General features: G+C 60.5%; 16 protein-coding genes and 1 other annotated feature. Of the genes, 9 read left to right on the top strand and 7 right to left on the bottom strand.

Annotated elements, in window-relative coordinates:
* Positions 1 to 8: 8 nt before the first annotated feature.
* The 6 genes from arsC to WA367_RS02245 all read left to right on the top strand — a co-directional run bounded on the left by arsC (position 9) and on the right by WA367_RS02245 (position 5,463).
* Positions 9 to 413 carry an arsenate reductase (glutaredoxin) gene (arsC, locus tag WA367_RS02270; protein ID WP_336055180.1) on the top strand — a complete coding sequence of 135 codons (405 nt, stop codon included), beginning with the start codon at positions 9 to 11 and terminating at the stop codon, positions 411 to 413.
* Positions 414 to 541: 128 nt separating this feature from the next.
* The gene (locus tag WA367_RS02265) at positions 542 to 2,314 is read left to right on the top strand and encodes a DEAD/DEAH box helicase (RefSeq protein WP_336055179.1); all 1,773 of its coding nucleotides are present in this window, start codon (positions 542 to 544) and stop codon (positions 2,312 to 2,314) included.
* Positions 2,315 to 2,383: 69 nt separating this feature from the next.
* Positions 2,384 to 2,542 (top strand): YqaE/Pmp3 family membrane protein, encoded by a 159-nt coding sequence (locus tag WA367_RS02260; protein ID WP_036485617.1) that lies wholly within the window; start codon positions 2,384 to 2,386, stop codon positions 2,540 to 2,542.
* Positions 2,542 to 2,934 carry a DUF4112 domain-containing protein gene (locus WA367_RS02255; RefSeq protein WP_336055178.1) on the top strand — a complete coding sequence of 131 codons (393 nt, stop codon included), beginning with the start codon at positions 2,542 to 2,544 and terminating at the stop codon, positions 2,932 to 2,934. The genes WA367_RS02260 and WA367_RS02255 overlap by 1 nt, the downstream gene beginning before the upstream one ends.
* 68 nt (positions 2,935 to 3,002) lie before the next feature.
* Positions 3,003 to 3,058, top strand: a sequence feature (sul1 is cis-regulatory element that is thought to sense ions involved in sulfur or methionine metabolism; They are found in Alphaproteobacteria).
* A 66-nt stretch (positions 3,059 to 3,124) separates the two neighbouring features.
* Positions 3,125 to 4,609 (top strand): SulP family inorganic anion transporter, encoded by a 1,485-nt coding sequence (locus tag WA367_RS02250; RefSeq protein ID WP_336055177.1) that lies wholly within the window; start codon positions 3,125 to 3,127, stop codon positions 4,607 to 4,609.
* Positions 4,610 to 4,611: 2 nt separating this feature from the next.
* A complete protein-coding gene (locus tag WA367_RS02245) occupies positions 4,612 to 5,463 on the top strand; it encodes a universal stress protein (RefSeq protein ID WP_336055176.1) in 852 nt (283 codons plus the stop codon).
* A gap of 69 nt (positions 5,464 to 5,532) precedes the next feature.
* On the opposite strand, the gene purH is transcribed toward WA367_RS02245, so the two are convergent.
* From purH to htpX, 4 genes are all read right to left on the bottom strand, one after another.
* Complete coding sequence (gene purH, locus WA367_RS02240; RefSeq protein ID WP_336055175.1) at positions 5,533 to 7,146, bottom strand: bifunctional phosphoribosylaminoimidazolecarboxamide formyltransferase/IMP cyclohydrolase; 1,614 nt, start codon at positions 7,144 to 7,146, stop codon at positions 5,533 to 5,535.
* A gap of 85 nt (positions 7,147 to 7,231) precedes the next feature.
* A complete protein-coding gene (locus WA367_RS02235) occupies positions 7,232 to 8,950 on the bottom strand; it encodes a heparinase II/III family protein (RefSeq protein ID WP_336055174.1) in 1,719 nt (572 codons plus the stop codon).
* Between the two features lie 97 nt (positions 8,951 to 9,047).
* Positions 9,048 to 10,424 carry an RsmB/NOP family class I SAM-dependent RNA methyltransferase gene (locus tag WA367_RS02230; protein WP_442935515.1) on the bottom strand — a complete coding sequence of 459 codons (1,377 nt, stop codon included), beginning with the start codon at positions 10,422 to 10,424 and terminating at the stop codon, positions 9,048 to 9,050.
* Entirely contained in the window at positions 10,415 to 11,392 is a 978-nt protein-coding gene (gene htpX / locus WA367_RS02225) for a zinc metalloprotease HtpX (protein ID WP_336055172.1), read from the bottom strand. The genes WA367_RS02230 and htpX overlap by 10 nt, the downstream gene beginning before the upstream one ends.
* Before the next feature lie 127 nt (positions 11,393 to 11,519).
* On the opposite strand from htpX, the gene WA367_RS02220 reads away from it, so the two are divergent.
* Positions 11,520 to 11,744, top strand: coding sequence for a DUF1674 domain-containing protein (locus WA367_RS02220; protein WP_336055171.1), 225 nt, complete (start codon positions 11,520 to 11,522; stop codon positions 11,742 to 11,744).
* 55 nt (positions 11,745 to 11,799) lie between these two features.
* Positions 11,800 to 12,255, top strand: a complete 456-nt coding sequence (locus WA367_RS02215; RefSeq protein WP_336055170.1) for a thermonuclease family protein — start codon at positions 11,800 to 11,802, stop codon at positions 12,253 to 12,255.
* A 14-nt stretch (positions 12,256 to 12,269) separates the two neighbouring features.
* On the opposite strand, the gene WA367_RS02210 is transcribed toward WA367_RS02215, so the two are convergent.
* Positions 12,270 to 12,962 (bottom strand): DUF1013 domain-containing protein, encoded by a 693-nt coding sequence (locus tag WA367_RS02210; protein ID WP_336055169.1) that lies wholly within the window; start codon positions 12,960 to 12,962, stop codon positions 12,270 to 12,272.
* A 218-nt stretch (positions 12,963 to 13,180) separates the two neighbouring features.
* On the opposite strand from WA367_RS02210, the gene WA367_RS02205 reads away from it, so the two are divergent.
* Complete coding sequence (locus WA367_RS02205; RefSeq protein ID WP_336055168.1) at positions 13,181 to 15,394, top strand: esterase-like activity of phytase family protein; 2,214 nt, start codon at positions 13,181 to 13,183, stop codon at positions 15,392 to 15,394.
* Between the two features lie 36 nt (positions 15,395 to 15,430).
* Here the strand turns inward: WA367_RS02205 and WA367_RS02200 are convergent, their stop codons facing one another.
* Positions 15,431 to 15,814: a DUF2794 domain-containing protein gene (locus WA367_RS02200; RefSeq protein ID WP_336055167.1), complete on the bottom strand. Its 384-nt coding sequence runs from the start codon at positions 15,812 to 15,814 to the stop codon at positions 15,431 to 15,433.
* Positions 15,815 to 16,224: 410 nt separating this feature from the next.
* Positions 16,225 to 19,321 (bottom strand): Ig-like domain-containing protein (locus WA367_RS02195; RefSeq protein WP_336055166.1); only part of this gene is annotated, 3,097 nt, incomplete at its 5' end.

Here is a 19,321-nt window from a genome sequence, read left to right as displayed (position 1 = left end):
AAACTAAGATGTCCGCAACCATCTACCACAACCCGAAATGCGGCACCTCCCGCAATGTGCTCGCCATGCTGCAGGAAGCCGGCGAAGACGTGACAGTGATTGAATATCTGAGGGAGCCGCCGACGCGGGAGCGTCTCGTGCAGCTTCTGGCAGAAATGCAGATCACGCCCCGCGAGCTCCTGCGCCAGAAGGGCACGCCCTATGAGGAACTGGGTCTTGGCGAAGACAAGTGGAGCGATGACCAGCTCATCGACTTCATGATGGAGCACCCGATCCTCATCAATCGCCCCATCGTCGTGACGAACAAGGGTGCGAAATTGTGCCGTCCCTCCGAGACGGTTCTCGAGCTCCTGGACGAGGGCGCGATCGCGTCCTTCACCAAGGAAGATGGCGAGGTGGTCCGCCCACGTTGAGGCGGGCCACGCGCGATTTGCCTGTACATTTGTCACGATAGGCACTACATGAGCGCCAACACGCGCGTTTGACGACGCGTGGGCGCGGCGCGTCAGGCCCGCGCGGAACCCTTTCCGAAAGTGGATATATGACTGAATTTGAAGGCATCGCGCCTGCCCTTGGCCGGGCCTTGGCCAATCGTGGCTATGAAACCCTCACCCAGGTGCAAAAGGCGGTGCTCGAGCCGGAAATGTCCGGCCGCGACGCGCTTGTTTCCGCCCAGACCGGCTCCGGCAAGACCGTGGCCTTTGGCCTTGCCATCGCGCCAACCCTGCTCGGCGACGAAGAACGCTTCGGCCCTGCAGGCCTACCCAAGGCGCTGGCCATCGCTCCCACCCGTGAACTGGCCCTCCAGGTCATGCGCGAGCTTGAGTGGCTCTATGCCGACACCGGTGCGCGCGTCGTCTCGTGCGTCGGCGGCATGGACATGCGCACCGAGCGGCGCGAGCTGCAGCGCGGCGCCCATATCGTGGTCGGCACGCCCGGTCGTCTTTGCGACCACATCCGGCGCGGCGCGCTGGATATTTCGGAACTGAAGGCGGTCGTGCTCGACGAAGCAGACGAGATGCTTGATCTCGGCTTTCGCGAGGATCTGGAATTCATCCTCGGCGAATCGCCCGAAGACCGTCGCACACTCCTCTTCTCCGCTACGGTGCCCCGCGCCATTGCCGATCTCGCGCGCAATTATCAGCGCGACGCGCTTCGCATCACGGCACAGGGCGAGCAGCGCCAACATGTCGATATCGAGTATCGCGCGCTGACTGTCGCTCCCGCCGACCGTGAAAACGCAATCATCAATGTCCTGCGCTACTACGAGGCAGCCAATGCCATCGTCTTCTGTGCAACGCGTGCTGCGGTAAACCACCTGACGGCCCGCTTCAACAATCGCGGCTTTTCCGTTGTCGCTCTCTCCGGCGAGTTGAGCCAGAACGAACGCACTCACGCGCTTCAGGCCATGCGTGACGGTCGCGCCCGCGTCTGTATTGCAACAGACGTTGCCGCCCGCGGCATTGATCTGCCCAATCTGGAACTGGTCATCCACGCCGATCTGCCGACCAATGCCGAGACCCTCCTTCACCGCTCGGGCCGCACCGGCCGTGCCGGCCGCAAGGGCGTCAGTGCCATCATCGTTCCGAAGAATGCGCAGCGAAAGGCCGAGCGTCTTCTGAAATTCGCCAAGGTCCAGGCCGAATGGGCAACCCCGCCCTCCGCCGAAATGGTGATCGAACGCGACAATGAGCGACTTCTGGCAGATCCATCGCTTTCGCAGCCAATCGCGGAAGAAGAGCAGGATTTCGTGAGCCAGCTTCTTAGGCGCCACGGCGCCGAACAGGTGGCCGCGGCATTCGTTCGGCTTTATCGCGGCAACCGCTCTGCGCCTGAAGACATCATGGAAGTCGCGCCCGGCGCGCCCTCGACCGGTCCCGAACGCAAGATGCGCGACGGCTTTGCGGAAAGCCGCTGGTTCTCCCTCTCGGTGGGCCGCAAGCAGAATGCCGAGCCACGCTGGCTCCTCCCGCTCCTCTGCCGCGAAGGCAAGATTTCCAAACGCGAGATCGGCGCGATCCGCATGGAGCAGCAGGAGACCTTTGTCGAGATCGAGGCTGGCTCTGCCGACAGTTTCCTGAAGGCCATCGGCCCGAAAAAGATGCTGGAAGACACGATTCGCGTCAAAGCAGTCGATGGCCCTCCATCTGGCGGTCGTCCCGGCGGTCCCAGGCGCAGTTTCGACAATGACGGTCCCCGTGGGAAACCTGCCAAGAAGCCCCACCGAAAGGGTGGTGCAGGCAAGTCCGACTGGAAGGACCGCCCGCGCGAAAACGCAGGCCGCCCCAAGAAGGCGCGCAAGAGCTTCGACTAGGAAACCGCAGGCATCGGAGCAAAATCGGATGACATGCGTTGTAGCTTCAACTGAAATGGAGCAACAGCAATGGACGTCATCCGCATACTCCTCGCCATCCTGATCCCGCCGCTTGGCGTGTTCCTGCAGGTCGGTATCGGCCTGCACTTCTGGCTGAACCTGCTCCTGACCCTGCTGGGCTATGTCCCGGGCATCATTCACGCCATCTGGGTAATCGTGAAGAAGTGATGCACAGCCGCGTGTCCCACAAAACCCGCTCACCACAGCCGATCGAAGATCCCCGCCTCGCCGAACTTGATCGCCTGGCGACACTTCTGGATTCACGCTGGGGCATCAAGGGCACACCCTTCACCTTCGGCATAGACGGCGTCGCCAGCCTTCTGCCGGTCATCGGCGACGGAGCAACGGGCCTGATCTCCGCCTATATAATCTACCGTGCCGCCAAAATGGGCGCACCGCAAAATGTGCTGGTGAAAATGGCCGGCAATGCAGGCCTCGATTTCGTGATCGGCTCGATACCCGTGGCCGGCACCGTCTTCGACGTCTTCTTCAAGGCAAACAAACGCAATATCCGCCTGCTACGCACCCATCTGGAGCGGCAACACTCCCGAAACACCTAACGCAACCCAGCCATGCAGCCTGCCTTGTTGCGCTGCAAAACAGTTGCCGCTAAACATCTGCCATCCATCCTGGACCCGGTGAAATTCCGGGTGGCTCTGCCGGCCGCTTATCCGCCGGCATAATCAGATATATGCCTCGTCTACTTCTGCGCATGAAGCGCGGCGGGGCTCAAGCTGTGCTGGACGACAGATGTTTTCACTCACCCATTACCGCGACCAATGGTTCGGCAATATCCGCGCCGACCTTCTTTCCGGTCTCGTCGTGGCGCTTGCGCTCATTCCCGAAGCCATTGCATTCTCGATCATTGCGGGCGTCGACCCGAAGGTTGGGCTCTATGCCTCCTTCTCCATCGCCGTCATCACCGCCATCGCCGGCGGGCGTCCCGGCATGATTTCCGCGGCAACGGCTGCAACCGCTGTCCTCATGGTCACGCTGGTGAAGGAGCACGGGCTGCAATATCTGCTGGCAGCCACCGTGCTTGCCGGTCTTCTGCAGATCCTTGCCGGTTTCCTGAGGCTCGGCCAGTTGATGCGCTTTGTCTCCCGCTCGGTGATGACGGGCTTCGTCAATGCGCTGGCGATCCTGATCTTCATGGCGCAGCTTCCCGAACTGATCGGTGTGCCGAACCTCACCTACGTGCTGGTCGCTGCCGGGCTTGCCATCATCTATCTATTCCCGCGCGTGACGACCGCCATCCCCTCGCCGCTGGTCTGCATCGTCGTTCTCACCGCGCTTTCCATGTATTTCGGCTTTGACGTACGCACGGTCGGCGACATGGGTGATCTGCCCGATACTTTCCCGATCTTCCTGATCCCGGACATCCCGCTGAACCTCGAGACGCTGCAGATCATCCTGCCCTATTCGGCAGCGGTTGCCGCAGTTGGCCTTCTTGAATCGCTTATGACCGCTTCGCTGGTCGACGAACTGACGGACACCCCGTCCGACAAGAACCAGGAATGTATCGGCCAGGGCCTGGCCAACACGGCAACCGGCTTCATCGGCGGCATGGCAGGCTGCGCCATGATCGGCCAGTCGATGATCAACGTGAAGTCCGGTGGTCGCGGACGCCTCTCCTGCTTCGCGGCGGGCGTTCTGCTGCTCATCATGGTGGTGGTGCTGGGCGACTGGGTCAGCCAGATCCCGATGCCCGCACTGGTGGCCATCATGATCATGGTCTCGATCGGCACCTTCTCCTGGTCCTCGATCAAGAACCTGCGCGAGCACCCGCTTTCCTCCTCCATCGTGATGCTGGCGACCGTCATCTTCGTTGTCTTCACGCATAATCTGGCAATCGGCGTGCTGGTCGGCGTGCTCCTTTCGGGCATCTTCTTTGCCGGCAAGATCGCGCAGATATTCCGCGTCACCTCCTCGCTCTCCGAGGACGGGCGCAAGCGGACTTATGTCGTGGAAGGCCAGCTCTTCTTTGCTTCAGTTGAAGACTTCAACGCCGCCTTCGACTTCAAGGAAGCGCTCGAGAAAGTCGTCATCGACGTCTCCCGCGCCCATATCTGGGACATTTCTTCCGTTGCGGCACTGGACATGATCGTGCTCAAATTCCGCCGCGATGGCGCGGAGGTCGAGATCATCGGCATGAACGAGGCCTCCGAGACAATCGTCGACAAGCTTGGTGTCCATGACAAACCGGGCGCATTGGAAAAACTGATGGGGCATTGACCATGAAGATCAGAGCATTCGTAGACGGCTCCATCTATTCTCAGAGCGTGTGTGACCACGCCGCCTGGGCTGCGGGCCGCCTGCAGGCGGAACTTGAGCTGATGCACGTTCTTGGCCGCCGCGAGGCAGCCAGCGTACCGTCAGACTTGTCCGGCGCATTGGCGCTCGGCGCACGCACGACCCTGCTGCAGGAGCTTTCCGAGCTGGATGAGCAGCGCGCGAAACTCGCCCAGAAACGTGGCCGTGCCATTCTCGAAGATGCAGCCGGAATGGCGCATCTTTCCGGCGCAGACAAGGTCACCACCAAGCTGCGCCACGGCGACGTGCTGGAAACGCTCGAAGCCCTGGAAGCCGAAACCGACATGTTCGTGATCGGCAAGCGTGGCGAGGCGGCAGATTTCGCCAAGCTGCATCTGGGCTCCAATCTGGAGCGCGTCGTGCGCGCGGCCACCAAGCCCGTCTTTGTCGCTTCACGCGCCTTCAAGCCGATCGAGAAGGTGCTGGTCGCCTTCGATGGCAGCGTCAACAGCCTCAAGGCGGTGGACGCCATGTCCCGCAGCGCGCTCTATGCGGGCCTGCAGATCAAGCTCTTGATGGTCGGCGACAAGACCACCGAGAACGAAAAGCGCATCGAAGACGCCCGCGCCACGCTTTCCGGCGGCAGCATAGCCGCAGAAGCCGAGATCGTTGAAGGCCACGTGGAGGCGGTCATCGCCGAACGCGTCGAACAGGAAGGCATCAACCTCCTGGTCATGGGCACCCACGGCCACTCCCGCATCCGCAGCCTCATCATCGGCTCCACAACCACCGAAATGCTGCGCTCCTGCAAGATCCCGGTAATGCTCTATCGCTAGGCGCAGTAACTTTTCTGCATGCAAAAAGGCCCGCTATGCGGGCCTTTTTTTCGCTCCTATGAAAGCAAACTAATGCCGGAAATGGCGCATGCCTGTCATGACCATGGCGATGCCGTGCTCGTCGGCCGCCTTGATGACTTCGTCGTCACGCATTGATCCGCCGGGCTGAATGACGGCGGTGGCGCCTGCTTCCACGGCTGAGAGCAGCCCGTCGGCGAAGGGGAAGAATGCGTCGGAGGCGACGACCGAACCTTTGGTGAGCGGCTCGCCACCGGCCTCGCGCGCGGCATCTTCCGCTTTGCGTGCGGCAATGCGGGCGGAATCGACGCGGCTCATCTGGCCTGCACCCACGCCAACAGTCGCACCATCCTTCACATAGACGATGGCATTGGATTTCACATGCTTGGCGACGCGGAAGGCGAATTTCAGGTCCGCCATTTCCTGCTCGCTTGGCGCGCGCTTGGTCACGACCTTCAGGTCCAGATCGTCCACACTGCCATTGTCCCGCGTCTGCACCAGAAGACCGCCAGCCACGGTTTTGGCCGTCAAACCCTTTTCGCGGGGATCCGCAATGCCATCCGTCAGAAGCAGCCGCAGGTTTTTCTTCGCCGCAATGATCTCCTGTGCCTCGTCACTGGCACCCGGCGCGATGATGACCTCGGTGAAGATCTTCACGATTTCGCTCGCCGCTTCCGCATCAAGGGCGCGGTTGCAGGCGATAATGCCGCCAAAAGCCGAAACCGGATCACAGGCGAGCGCCTTGCGATAGGCTTCCGCGATCGTCGTAGCCTCAGCCACACCACAGGGATTGGCGTGCTTTATGATGGCAACGGCAGCGGTCTTCGCCGGGTCGAATTCCGACACCAGCTCGAATGCGGCATCCGTGTCGTTGATATTGTTGTAGGACAGCTGCTTGCCCTGAAGCTGGCGCGCATTGGCGACACCCGGCCGCTTGTCACCGGTGACATAGAAGCCGGCCGCCTGGTGCGGGTTTTCGCCATAGCGCATGACTTCCTTCAGGCGCCCGCCAAAACCGCGCCATGTCGGCTGCTCGATGTCGAGCTGCTCGGCAAACCATTGCGAGATAGCGCTGTCATAGGCCGCGGTCCGCGCATAGGCCTTTGCTGCGAGCTCCTGACGCAAGCGATAGGGCAACTTGCCATCGCCCTCCTCCAGCGCCTCCAGAACGCGCGAATAATCAGCCGGATCGGTCACCACCGCGACATAGGCATGATTCTTTGCCGCCGCGCGCAACATGGCCGGGCCGCCAATATCGATATTCTCCACCGTTGCCGGATAATCGCCACCTGAAAAGCGCACTTCCTCGAAGGGGTAGAGATTGATCACCACCAGATCGATCGGCGCGATATTGTGCTCGGCCATGGCCTGGCGATGCTCTTCATCATCGCGGATGCCAAGCAGACCGCCATGCACGCCCGGATGCAGCGTCTTGACGCGTCCATCCATGACTTCCGGGAAGCCCGTCAGATCGGAGACATCGCGCACGGCCAGACCGGCATCTGACAGCGCCTTGGAGGTTCCGCCTGTCGAGACGAGCTCCACACCCTTGGCCACCAGTGCCCGCGCCAGATCGACGATGCCCTCCTTGTCGGAAACCGAAAGCAGCGCGCGGCGTACGGGAACGAGATCAGGGGCGGGTATATTCTTGGATTGGACGGCCATCAGGGTACTCCGGTCGGCAGGCAGGTTCGCGAGGGCACGGGTTAGCACAGTTCCCCCTCGAATCAAGGCTGCCGCGGGCCTGAGCTTACCCTGCGGCAGAAAAGCTGTTGGTCTTGAGAAACTGCCAGCGGATTTCCGGGCATTCGGCCGCCTTGAAGTGAAGCACGATCTGGCGGCTTCTGGTCGGTCCGGCAATGGCGGCGAAGAAGATGGATTCCTCCACAACCGGCTCGACCCCCTCTGAGGTGAAGACCCAGGTATCGGTTGCCTCACCCGCCAGGATCAGACGGCCCTCATCATCCTTGAAAAGTTCAATATCGGGATGGATGTGGAAGCGCACCGCGATCGAGTGGCTGGAACCACGCGCAGCCGGTGTCCCGTCAGGCAGGTGAAATCGGTCCACGCCCTGCAACAGCGCGCCTTTCTGCAAAAGCGCCAGTTCCCGCTCGTGGACGAGGCCGAAGCGTGAGACATAGCCATCATGGCTCGCCACAAAGGCATGCACGCCATCATTATCCAGCCGCTCGCATTCTACCTTTCTCGGCCCGCCGACCAGCGGCGTGCCGACCCAGCCCTCCCAACCGGAGGCTAGCGTGAACCGCGCCTGCGAGGTGTCGTTGATCGTGGCCGTGGAATGTGCAGCCGTTGCTCGCGAAAGCGCGCGGAAGGCGTCCGCGCCAAAACTGTCCACACCGCAATTTACGATGAACTGGTGGCGGCCGGACGACATCTCGAAGGAGAGGCAACCCGCATGTGCAACTTCCGAAAGTTCGGCAGGCGGAGGGGCCGCGGTATCGGCCAGAACCGTCGTGCCGCCCATATGCAGACGCTCATAGCCTGAATGGGTGGCATGCAGCAGCGGAGCACCGCCGGTATCGTCGTGACGCAAGATCGCCGCCACCCGGTCATGAACGGTGATGCCCATGCCATTGAAGCGGGCAAGCGATCCGTCTGCGTGGCGAAAGAAGCGCAGGCAGGGCAGCATGCGCTCCACCGCCCCAAGCAGCGCAGGCGGCGGCGGTTCGGCCTGACTGGCATAGGTTTGGCGTAGCGGAAGAAGATCGGCCAACAGCTCCATCACCGCCCGCGGATTGCGGGATATGTGTCCGCCATCGGGCAATATCTGCTCTTCCAGCTCGAAATTCAGATTGCGCGTTGCCGACCGCAGGGAGGAAACCGGCGTGGGCAGGGAAAGTGCGGCAAAAGCCAGCGCGATCCGTGCCCTGAGCTTTTCTTCACCCTCCCCCATTTCTGGCGTCATGGCCCGCAGATAGCGCATCTGGATTGCCAGCATCTTCAGATAGAGCCGGTAGAAGGCGAGATCCGCGCCTTGCAAGACGACGGCCGAATGTTGCAGCCAGGCAATAATACGACGGGCGGTGATCGCCGGGTCCCACGGAAGACCGCCAATGCGCCGACCGTAAAGGCTTATCCAGTCGCCCACCAGCGCACGTGCATTGGCCGATGCCAGATCCGACTGGGCCGCATTGAGATGACGCAGCCAGCGAAAACCGTGAAGCTCCTCAAGCCAGCCGCGGTGGCGCACATCAAGATGAAAAGGCGATTGGCCGCCGGTCTCGATCAACTGCCCCGCAAGCAGAAATCGCCCATGATAGATCTCGCGCGCAACTTCCGGATCGGCCAGGCGCAGATCGGGGGGCGCGATCAGCACACGCTCCGGCGTGCGTCCCGTATAGCGCCAGCGATAGACCGGGCCCGTGCGCAGACGACGGCGCAGGCGCCGCCAAGCCTGGCGTGCCGCAAGACCCCAAAGAACAGGAGCTTGGCTCCCTGCCGTCTGCACTGGCCACACCTATTTGAATCAATTGCCCCGTATCCGCACAAGACTCTATATGATTCAAGCAGTTGTGCGAAGGCAAAACATGTCGGGCAGAAACGCGCTACCGCTTGATGAACCTTGCGGCAAAGAAGCCATCCACCGCCTGCAGCTCGTCGACATGCGCAGGCGCTATGCCTGGCAGCGTGCGCAGATAGCCTTCCGTGGTGATGAAATGGGCCGCCCCCGGCAGTTCGGATGGCGTGATCGGAGAAAGCTCCAATCCGTGCTCACCGGCCAGAACCGCACGCACAACCTCTTCCCCTTCAAGGGGATCGATCGAACAGTTTGCAAAGACCAGCCGACCACCCGTGCGCACCAGAGTTGCGGCATGTTCAAGCAGTTTGCGCTGTAGTTCTGCCAGTTTCTCGATGTCTTCAAGAGTCTTCGTCCATGGCACATCCGGATGCCGCCGCACGGTGCCTGTCGAGGAACACGGAGCGTCGAGCAGGATGGCGTCATATGGCTCATCCGCCGTCAGCGTCAGGCCGTCTGCCTTCAGCGTCTCGGCCTCAAGCCTCAGGCGCTGAAGATTGGAATCCAGTCGCTTCAGCCTGCTTGCTGAAAGATCAACTGCGGTGACCCTGGCACCCGCATGTGCAAGCTGTGCCGTCTTGCCGCCGGGCGCTGCACAAAGGTCGAGCACGCGCATACCGGGCCTTGCATCCACCAGCATGGCAGGCAAACTTGCCGCTGCATCCTGCACCCACCATTCGCCTTCTTCGAAGCCTTCGAGTTCCGGGACAGCCTTTTCCAGCTTGTTCACCCGTACCGAACCATTGGGCAAGACCGTACCGCTGAAAGCCTCCGCCCAGCGCTCAGGGGATGACTTGACCGTGAAATCAACTGGCGCTTCCACGCGATGCGCGGCAAGAATGGCCTCCGCCGTCTCTGGCCCGTAAGCCTGCCGCAATCGCTCGGCGAACCATTCCGGCGCATCCATGACAGCATCAATTTTTGTCAGAATGGCATCCTTGCGCCGCGCAATATTGCGCAGCACGCCATTGACCAGCGCGCTAAACCGACTGTTGCGCGGGTCGGATTTCGCCTGCGTGACCGCAAGATCAACCGCAGCGCTGTCCGGCACGTCGAGAAACAATATCTGGACCGCGCCAATATGCAGGATGTGGCTCAGCGAGCGGGCATTGCCCGGCAAGGGCCGGTCAAGCCTTTGCGTGATCGCCTTTTCGATGCCGCAACGCCGCCGCAGTGCCGTCACCAGCATCGCGCGCACGAGAGCGCGATCACGCGGCTCCAGCGCCACATATTGCGGATGGCCATGCTCGCTGTCGGTCAGCGCGTCAAGGGAAGACCGCGCATCAACGACAGCTCCCAACAGCCGCGTTGCCACGCGACGCGCATCAAGTCCGGGTTTTTTTTTGCTGGAGACCGGTTTTTGCTTTTGCCTGTTCTCGCGCCCGTGCGCCTTGCTCACGACCACGGCCCCTTGAAGCCGGTATCGCGCTTCTGCGCGGGGCGTTCATCACCAGCCGGGCCTGCGCCCCATGGCCCCGACGGGCCGCTCTGCTGCGACCCGCTATGGGACCAGCCTTGCGGTGCCGGACCCATCTCCTGCGCCATGGCCTGCAGGGCGGCAATACGGTTCTCGGTATTCGGGTGGGTGGAGAAAAGGCCGTCCATGCGCTGTCCGTTCAATGGATTGATGATGAACATGTGCGCAGTCGCGGGATTGCGCTCAGCATCCACATTCACCTGCCGTTTCGCACCCATGGCGATCTTGCGCAAGGCCGAAGCCAGCCACATCGGGTTGCCGCAGATTTCCGCACCACGACGGTCGGCGGAATATTCACGCGTCCGGCTGATCGCCATCTGAACCAGCATCGCCGCGAAAGGCGCAACGATCATCGCGACCAGAATGCCGATGAAGCCGAAAGGATTGTTGTTGTTGCGCCCCCCGCCAAAGAAGAGCGCGAAATTGCCGAGCATGGATATTGCACCGGCAAGCGTGGCGGTGATCGTCATGATGAGCGTGTCGCGGTTTTGAACATGCGCCAGCTCATGCGCCATGACCGCCGCCACTTCCTCATGGTTCAGAGCATGGAGAAGCCCCGTCGTGGCAGCCACGGCGGCGTTTTCGGGGTTGCGTCCCGTCGCAAAGGCATTGGGCTGCGGATTGTCGATGATGTAGACCTTGGGCATGGGAAGGCCGGCATTCTTCGCGAGGTCGCGCACGATGCCGTAATATTCCGGCGCATTGCGCTCACTCACCTCCTGCGCGCGGTGCATGCGCAGAACCATCTTGTCCGCATTCCAGTAGCTGAAAAGGTTCATCGCGGCGGCAATCGCGAGCGCGATCATCATGCCCCCGGTCCCGCCCAGCAAGTAGCCAACCCCCATGAAAAGGGCCGTCATTACGGCGAGAAGCATTGCGGTGCGCATCATGTTCATAAGGACACTCCAGAATAAGGCTGAGAAGCCCCCACCGGCTGAAACCTGTCTGCAATGCTCGACGCCTGCAGACACCTGACCTATAGATGGCCAGAGGCAGACTGTTTATCAATATTGGGCCGATCTCATGATGAACGAACCTGAAAAGCCCCAGAACGGCGCCGATACCGACCAGAAGGCGCCCCGCGCGCTGACCCCCGCAGCCAGGCGGGCATTGGCAGAAGCCGAAGCGCGTCGTGCCGCACGTGAGGCGGAGTTGAAGGCCATGCCCCGCGAGTTGGGCGGCCGCAAGGGTCCTGAGCCCGTTCGCTATGGCGATTGGGAAGTAAAAGGCATCGCGACGGATTTCTGACAAGCGTGATCTGAAGTTGCTTGCAGAGGGGGCATGATAGGAATATGGTCCTATCATGCTGTTTCGCCTTCTGATTCCCGTCCTCATCCTGCTCGGCCAGCCCGTTCTCTCCCTCGCAGGCGATGATGATGTGCTGCCGGGTCCGGTACCCGCGGATGTCATTCGTGTTCTAGATGGCGATACGTTCGAGGCTCGTGCTCATATCTGGCCGGGCCAGACAGTGCAGGTGCTCGTGCGGTTGCGCGGGATTGATGCGCCCGAGATCAGAAGCTCCTGCGCACCTGAAAAGCTCGCCGGCATAACCTCTCGCACTGTTCTGGAAGAGCTTATTGGCGGCCGCCGCATCACCATCAGCAATATCGAGGGCGGAAAATATTATGGCCGCGTCATAGCTGACGCGGCCACTAGGAATGGTTTGGCGGTGAGTTCATACCTGCTCAAAAACGCTGCCGTGCGCCCTTATGAGGGCGGCAAGCGTGAACGCGCCTGTCACCTGTTTGCAGGTGGCTGAGCAGGCAGGGACGATCAGCTTTCGCTGTCGTCCTCGTCATCCGTGTTGCCGCGAAGCGATGACAGCTTGGCGAAGACCGCGTCTGCATCCAGCTCCTTCTCTTCCGGTGCCTGATCGTCAAGCGACAGCTTCTCGGTTTCGGATGCCGGAAGCAGCGTCTCGTCCGTCTGCTCGGTCTGCGGAGCATAGCGGGCTGCCTTCTGCACCTCGATATCGAGATCGATCTGCGAGCAGAGCCCCAGCGTCACCGGGTCCATCGGCGTGAGATTGGCCGAATTCCAGTGCGTGCGGTTGCGGATCTGCTCGATCGTGTTCTTGGTCGTGCCGACCAGGCGCGAAATCTGGGCGTCTTTCAGTTCCGGATGATTGCGCACCAGCCAGAGAATGGCGTTGGGGCGGTCCTGGCGCTTGGAAAGCGGCGTGTAGCGCGGGCCCTTGCGCTTGGTCTCCGGTACGCGAACCTTCGGCTCGGAAAGCTTCAGCCTGTAATCGGGATTGTTCTCGCCCTTCGCGATCTCTTCGCGCGTCAGCTGGCCGGTGATGACCGGGTCCATGCCCTTGATGCCCTGCGCGGCATCGCCATCGGCAATGGCGCTGACTTCAAGCGGGTGCAGCTTGCAGAACTCGGCAATCTGGTCAAAGCTCAGCGCCGTATTGTCCACCAGCCAGACGGCGGTTGCCTTGGGCATGAGTAGCGTATTGGCCATGGCATAAATCCTTCTCTTCGCCCGCCTTCCCGGGGCGGACGGTGGTATAACCACCAATGTAGGGAAATCGCCTCACCTATAACCGCATTTGCCCGGTATCGCAATGACTGGCGTCGCGCGCTTGTTGTGCGCTGTCATCGATCTGTCATCGCCGGTCACGCAACTGCAATTCACGTCTTCCAGATTCCGCCATCTTCAAATTGGCGAGGGAGACGACAATGTCCAGCTACTACACCAGGAAATTCATGCTCGGCGCAATGGCAGCCACCTTGCTTGCCGGCACTGCCAGTCCCGCAATGGCGGAACAGGCATTCAATCGCATCGCAACATTTCCCGTCGCGGCAAATCTGCCCGCGGACATGGATCAGGCGACCGAAACCTCGTCGGAAATCATCGCAGCGACCGCCGACGGCAACACCCTGATCTATTCCGACAGCCCGCTTGGTGCCATTGGCTTTGTCGACATCAGTGATGCGCAGAACCCGAAGGCCGGTGGCGTGGTGAAGCTTGAAGGCGAACCGACCTCGGTCGTCGTTTCCGGCAACAAGGCGCTTGCCGGCATCAACACCTCGCAAAGCTACACCGCACCCTCCGGCAGGCTGGCCGTCATCGACATTGCGGGACGTGAAGCCGAAATGACCTGCGAACTGGCAGGCCAGCCGGATTCGCTTGCTCTCAGCAAGGATGGCCGGTTCCTGGCTGTCGCCATCGAAAACGAGCGCGATGAGGATCTGAATGACGGCGCCCTGCCGCAGCTTCCTGCAGGCGTGCTGCAGGTCTTCAACATGGAGAACAATGCTCCCGATTGCGACAGCGTCAAGACGGTGGAACTGACCGGTCTTGCCGAAGTCGGCGCACAGGATCCCGAGCCGGAATTTGTCGACTTCAACGACGCCAACGAGATCGTTGTCTCTCTGCAGGAGAACAACCATTTTGCCGTTGTCAGCGCCGAGAGCGGCGAGATCGTCAGCCACTTTTCGGCAGGCAAGTCTTCGGCTCAGAACATCGATCTCAAGGACGACGGTGCCATCCTCTTCACCGAGACCATGCCGGAAACCGCCCGCGAACCGGATGCGGTGAAGTGGCTGGACAATGACCGCTTTGTCGCCGCCAATGAGGGCGATTACCAGGGCGGATCGCGCGGCTTCACGATCTTCTCCAAAAACGGAGACGTGCTGTTTGATTCCGGATCGGACCTCGAACATCAGGCAGCCCTTGCAGGCCACTATCCCGACAAGCGCTCCGACGCCAAGGGTGCCGAGCCGGAAGGTCTGGAAGTCGCCGAAATCGGCGGCGAGACCTACATTTTCGTCGCTCTCGAGCGCGCTTCGCTCGTTGCCGTTTATCGTGATACAGGCGAGGCACCGGAATTCGTTCAGGTTCTGCCGTCTGGCGTCGGTCCGGAAGGCCTTGTTGCGATCCCGCAGCGCAACCTTCTGGTGACGGCAAACGAGGCCGATCTGGTCGAGGATGGCGCTGCCCGTTCCCACGTCATGATCTACGAGCTTCAGGACGGCGAAACCGCCTATCCGACTATCGTTTCGCAGATGAAGGACGGCCAGCCCATCGGCTGGGGCGCGCTCTCGGGCCTGTCCGCCGATCCGGCCACCGATGGAAAGCTCTATGCCATCAACGACTCCTTCTACACCAACCAGCCGGCGATCTTCACGGTAGATGCCACGACCAAACCAGCCCGCATCACCGGGAAGCTGGTGGTAACGCGCAATGGCAATCCGGCCCAGAAGCTTGATCTTGAGGGGATCGTGGCCGACGGCAATGGCGGCTTCTGGCTGGCCTCGGAAGGCAACAACGCGAAACTCACGCCACACGCTCTTCTGCATGTTGATGCCGACGGCGAGATCAGCGAGGAAATCGCCCTGCCCGCAGCCCTCCTCTCCCAGGAAAAGCGCTTCGGGATGGAAGGCGTAACCATTGTGGGTGAAGGTGAGGATAGAATGCTCGTCATGGCGATCCAGCGCGAATGGAATGACGACGCGGAAGGTCTGGTCAAGCTCGTCACCTACAAGCCGTCCGATGAAAGCTGGGCTGCCGTCCACTACCCGCTGGACAAGCCGGAAGCCGGCTGGGTCGGTCTTTCCGAAGTCACGGCCCATGAAGGCAAGCTCTATATTGTCGAGCGTGACAACCAGATCGGCGATGCCGCCCGCATCAAGCGACTTTACGCGGTTGAGCTGGAAGGGTTCGAGCCCGCTGAACTCGGCGGGGAATTGCCGGTGGTGGAAAAGACGCTCGTGCGCGACCTTCTGCCCGACATGAAGGCTGCAACCAACGGCTATGTGGTCGACAAGATCGAAGGCTTTGCCATCGATCGCGCCGGCACGGCATATTTCGTCACCGACAATGACGGCGTGGACGATTCCTCCGGCGAGACCATCTTCGTCAATCTGGGTCCGATCAACGCGGTCAACTGATCATTACGGGGCGGTCACGGGCCGCCCCTTCCTCACTCAGGCGCGTACGACTTTCAGCTTCTTGTCGAACACCGAAAGCACCCGCGGCAGTTCATGCCCGCGTTTCAGGATCGCGCCCCCGGCTGCGACCACGCTATAGGCGCCCTGCTTGCGCGCCAGTTTCGGGTTCTTCACGATCTGGAAAAGCGGCACTTCGCTTGTTCTGCGATAGACCGAAAACACCGCAAGATCCTTCTGATGATCGATTGCGTAATCACGCCACTCGCCCGCGGCCACCATCTGGCCGTAAAGCCGCAGGATCTGGTCGAGCTCGCGGCGATGAAAGGTAACCGGTGGCTGAAACCGCTGCGCCCGGGCCTCCGACAGGCGCACCAGGTTGGAGGATGGCTGAGCGTCCTCGCCGCTCGCAAAATCTGTCATGAAGCACGCACCTTTCATGAGTTTGTCATGTAAAAGGTGACCTCTCATGCAGTCGATTGCAAGACTTTGCACCGATAACAGGTCGGCTCACGACGTGAAATGAAGCGAATGATTTGGTGATGGGCCACCACATTCTCGCCTTGATCTGCCCAATCTCCCGCCAAATTCTGCAGCCACGATCCAATTGTTGCCTGAGACGGTTCGATTCGGATGTGGCTTCCGTACCCCCCAAGCCCCCCCGCCCACGGGGCTGCAGCCGGGTCGAACCATTCTCTGGCAACCTGATGCCCATGATTGCCGGGCATCGATCTCCCATCACGCCGGTGGCCAAATGGCCGAACCGGCGTTTTTTTGAGTGGAGCAAAGGGTCCTGAAATGGCGGCACAGAACGCGCCGCCATTAAAACCAGGTCAGATCGTCACACTCAGCTGCTGATCGATCCAGAGCGTAGCGGCGCCGGAAGTGTAGACATCATAGGTGACGCCATTCTCGGTCTGGTCAGCGCCACTATCCGTGAAGCCCGAGGCAGTGGCACTGTCGTCGATGTCGCCACGAAGCTTCACGAGCCCCGCATCCGACATGTCGAGCACGTCCTGTTCGCTCAGCTGTACGCTGTCAGTGCCAGCACCGGTCAGATCGATACCATCAATGCCAGTCAGCCTTTCGTTCTCGATTTCCGAAAGGTTGAGATCAAGCCCGCCACCATCAAGGCGAAGCACGTCCTGGCCTGACCCGCCATCGATCTTCGCGAATTCGAGATCGCTGATGGTAATCATGTCGTCACCACCAAAGCCAAGCAGATGATCGGCACCGCCCTCACCAATGAGCACATCACCATAGTCCGTGCCTGCCAGCCAGTCTGCACCCGCCGTTCCCACGTCGGTTATGCCTACTGCAAAGTCACCAGATTGACCGAACACGACATAGGCGGCTCCGCGGTCGGCCAGCCCTCCCTCATCCAGGCCACGCGAACCCATGAGTATGTCGGCATATCCATCTCCGTTGAGATCGGCGACATCCACCGAGCTGCCGGTCAAATCGCCGTCGCTCTCTCCCCGGATGAGAAAGCCCTTGTCTCGGGGCAGATCGATCAGATCTACGATGCGACGGCCATTTTCAGTTGGCGCCCAGCTGAAGTCATTGTCCCCGTAAAGCACGTAGACCACACCCTTGCCGAAAGATGTTTCGGCACCGATCACCATGTCATCCAGCCCGTCGCCGTTTACATCCCCCTCTACCGACACGGATTTGATGTTGATGCCGGAGATGCCGCGTACGATCATCCCGTCTTCTGGAGCCAGATTGGCTGTTCGCACAACTGCCCGGCCATTTTCGATACTGCCCCAGCTGCCATCGGTCCGACCCCAGACCACATAGACAGCTCCCCGTCCACCAAGTGCCGAGTCGGAGAACCCGTGCACATCTGCAATTCCGTCGCCATTCAGGTCGCCGATACAGCCGTGCCGCATGGCGGCATTCGGCGTGTCGCCGGCTATCAGGAAACCATCGGATGAAGACATTTGGCGAAGATTGAGCCGGGGACCATTCCACTGTGCATTGGCAAAATCATTTCCCACAGCAGCACCGCCACCGGCACCCGCCTTGCCGAATACGACATACAGTGTTCCCGAATTTGCGGCCCCTATCGATCCCTTGTAGGAACCGAAAACGAGATCATTGATGCCGTCTCCATTGATGTCCCCCGCCGAGTTCATGAAGGAATTCAGATTTGCGAGATCGAAATCTCCCGTGATGTTGAAACCGTTCGCTGAAGAAACGGTGCCAGCGCCGTAAGTAGGGCGGGCGGGCGTTCCATCGGTCACCCAGGCAGATCCATTCGCTCCCGACTTGCCGAATATCACCACGATGTCGCCAGAATTGAGCCGCGTGCCGAAATCCGCGCCAGGTGCACTCATCACGATATCGGCGATGCCATCATTGTTGATGTCACCGACATATCCGGCAATGCGTAACTGGTCACCGCGGGTTTCGTCGGAGTTTATGCCCTCACGCCCCATGGCGACAAAGCCGTGCGCAGCACGGATGTTGCTTGCCCGCAGCACCTGGCGACCGCCTTCAAGACTTCCCCAGGCGCTGGCATCTGCCGAATCCTGGCCGAAGATCACATAGCCTACACCTGAATCTGTCCTGTTCCGCGCGTTTTCGCCGGGGGAGCCGACCCCGAAATCGTCTATGCCATCCCCATTGATATCGCCCAACCGCGACACCGTCTCTGCAAAGCGGCTTCCACCTTCAAATGCTCTGAAGACGAAGCCGTCTTCAGGTGTCAGATCGGCAACAGACCCTTCAAAGAACCTGCCATCGGCTTTCCCGAAGACCACATAGGCTGTACCGGCATTGGTTCCGGCCAGATCATCTCCTCTCGCGCCGACGATAAAATCCTCGAAGCCATCATTGTTGATGTCGCCAATTGCAGAGATGCTGCTACCCAACTGGTCAGCTGCATGATCGCCAACCAGCTTGCGAACCATACCCTCCGGCAACAGCCCGATGTCAGAGATATTGCGTTCAATGGTTATCGCCTGAACGTCTTCATTCGTCTTGCCGTTCGGCCCGGTGGCTACAGCCGTGATTTCGGGCTGATCCCCTACCTGATAAGCTGAAAGATCGATCAGATCGGAAGTCCAGAACCCATTGCCGTCAGCAACAGCTGTTGCGACCGAAACTCCGTCGACCTGAATGTCGATTAGAGAATTTGGTGTGGCTGATCCGCTGATCTGCGTTTCGGTCGCATGGGTGATGAAGTCTCCCGGAAGGCCAAAATCATTGGACATCATCTCTATGGAGACCGTCGGAAGCGCGGTACTGACCACGACTTGGAACTCTTCCGAGCGTGGGGAAGCGTCATTGCCCGCAGCATCCACCTGCTGTGCGGATACCTGATAAACTCCGTCATTCAACGTTGTACCGGTGTGATCGTAGCGCCAGGCACCTGTCGGTTCGGCGATCACTGACCCGATCTCCACCCCATCCAGGAAAACATGAACAACCGCATTGGCCTCGGCAGTACCAAGGAAGTACAGCGTCTGGTCGCTCGTGATGCCGTCATTGGGATCAAGACCATCATCCTGGTCTATTCCCGTCACCGTCGGTGCGGGCGTCGGATTGGCTCCGCCATTATTGGTATCGATCACCATGGTGAACGGATCTGATGCAGCGGACGGATCATTGCCCGCGGCATCGCGCTGCGTGGCTGTGATCGTATAGGCACCGTCGCTCAGGATACCGGTCTGGCCGGTTGACCACACTCCACCGGAAACGGTCGCCGTCAGCGTTGCGACCACCGCATTGGCGCTATCCCGGATCGTTACGGCAACCTCGGCTCCGTCATCCTCATCAGAAGAACCCGTAACCAGAATCACATTTTCCTTGGTGATGCCGTCATCATTCGCATGACCCGTGTCCTCAACAATTGCCTCGATCACCGGCGGCGGGGTGACATCAGCACCGCCTTCATTGGTGTCGATGGTCACACTTGTGGCCGGC

This window comes from Nitratireductor sp. CH_MIT9313-5 (assembly GCF_037029545.1).
Taxonomy (GTDB): Bacteria; Pseudomonadota; Alphaproteobacteria; order Rhizobiales; family Rhizobiaceae; genus Chelativorans.
Note: the sequence above shows the minus strand (reverse complement) of the source record. Positions and strands in the feature narration are given on the sequence as shown.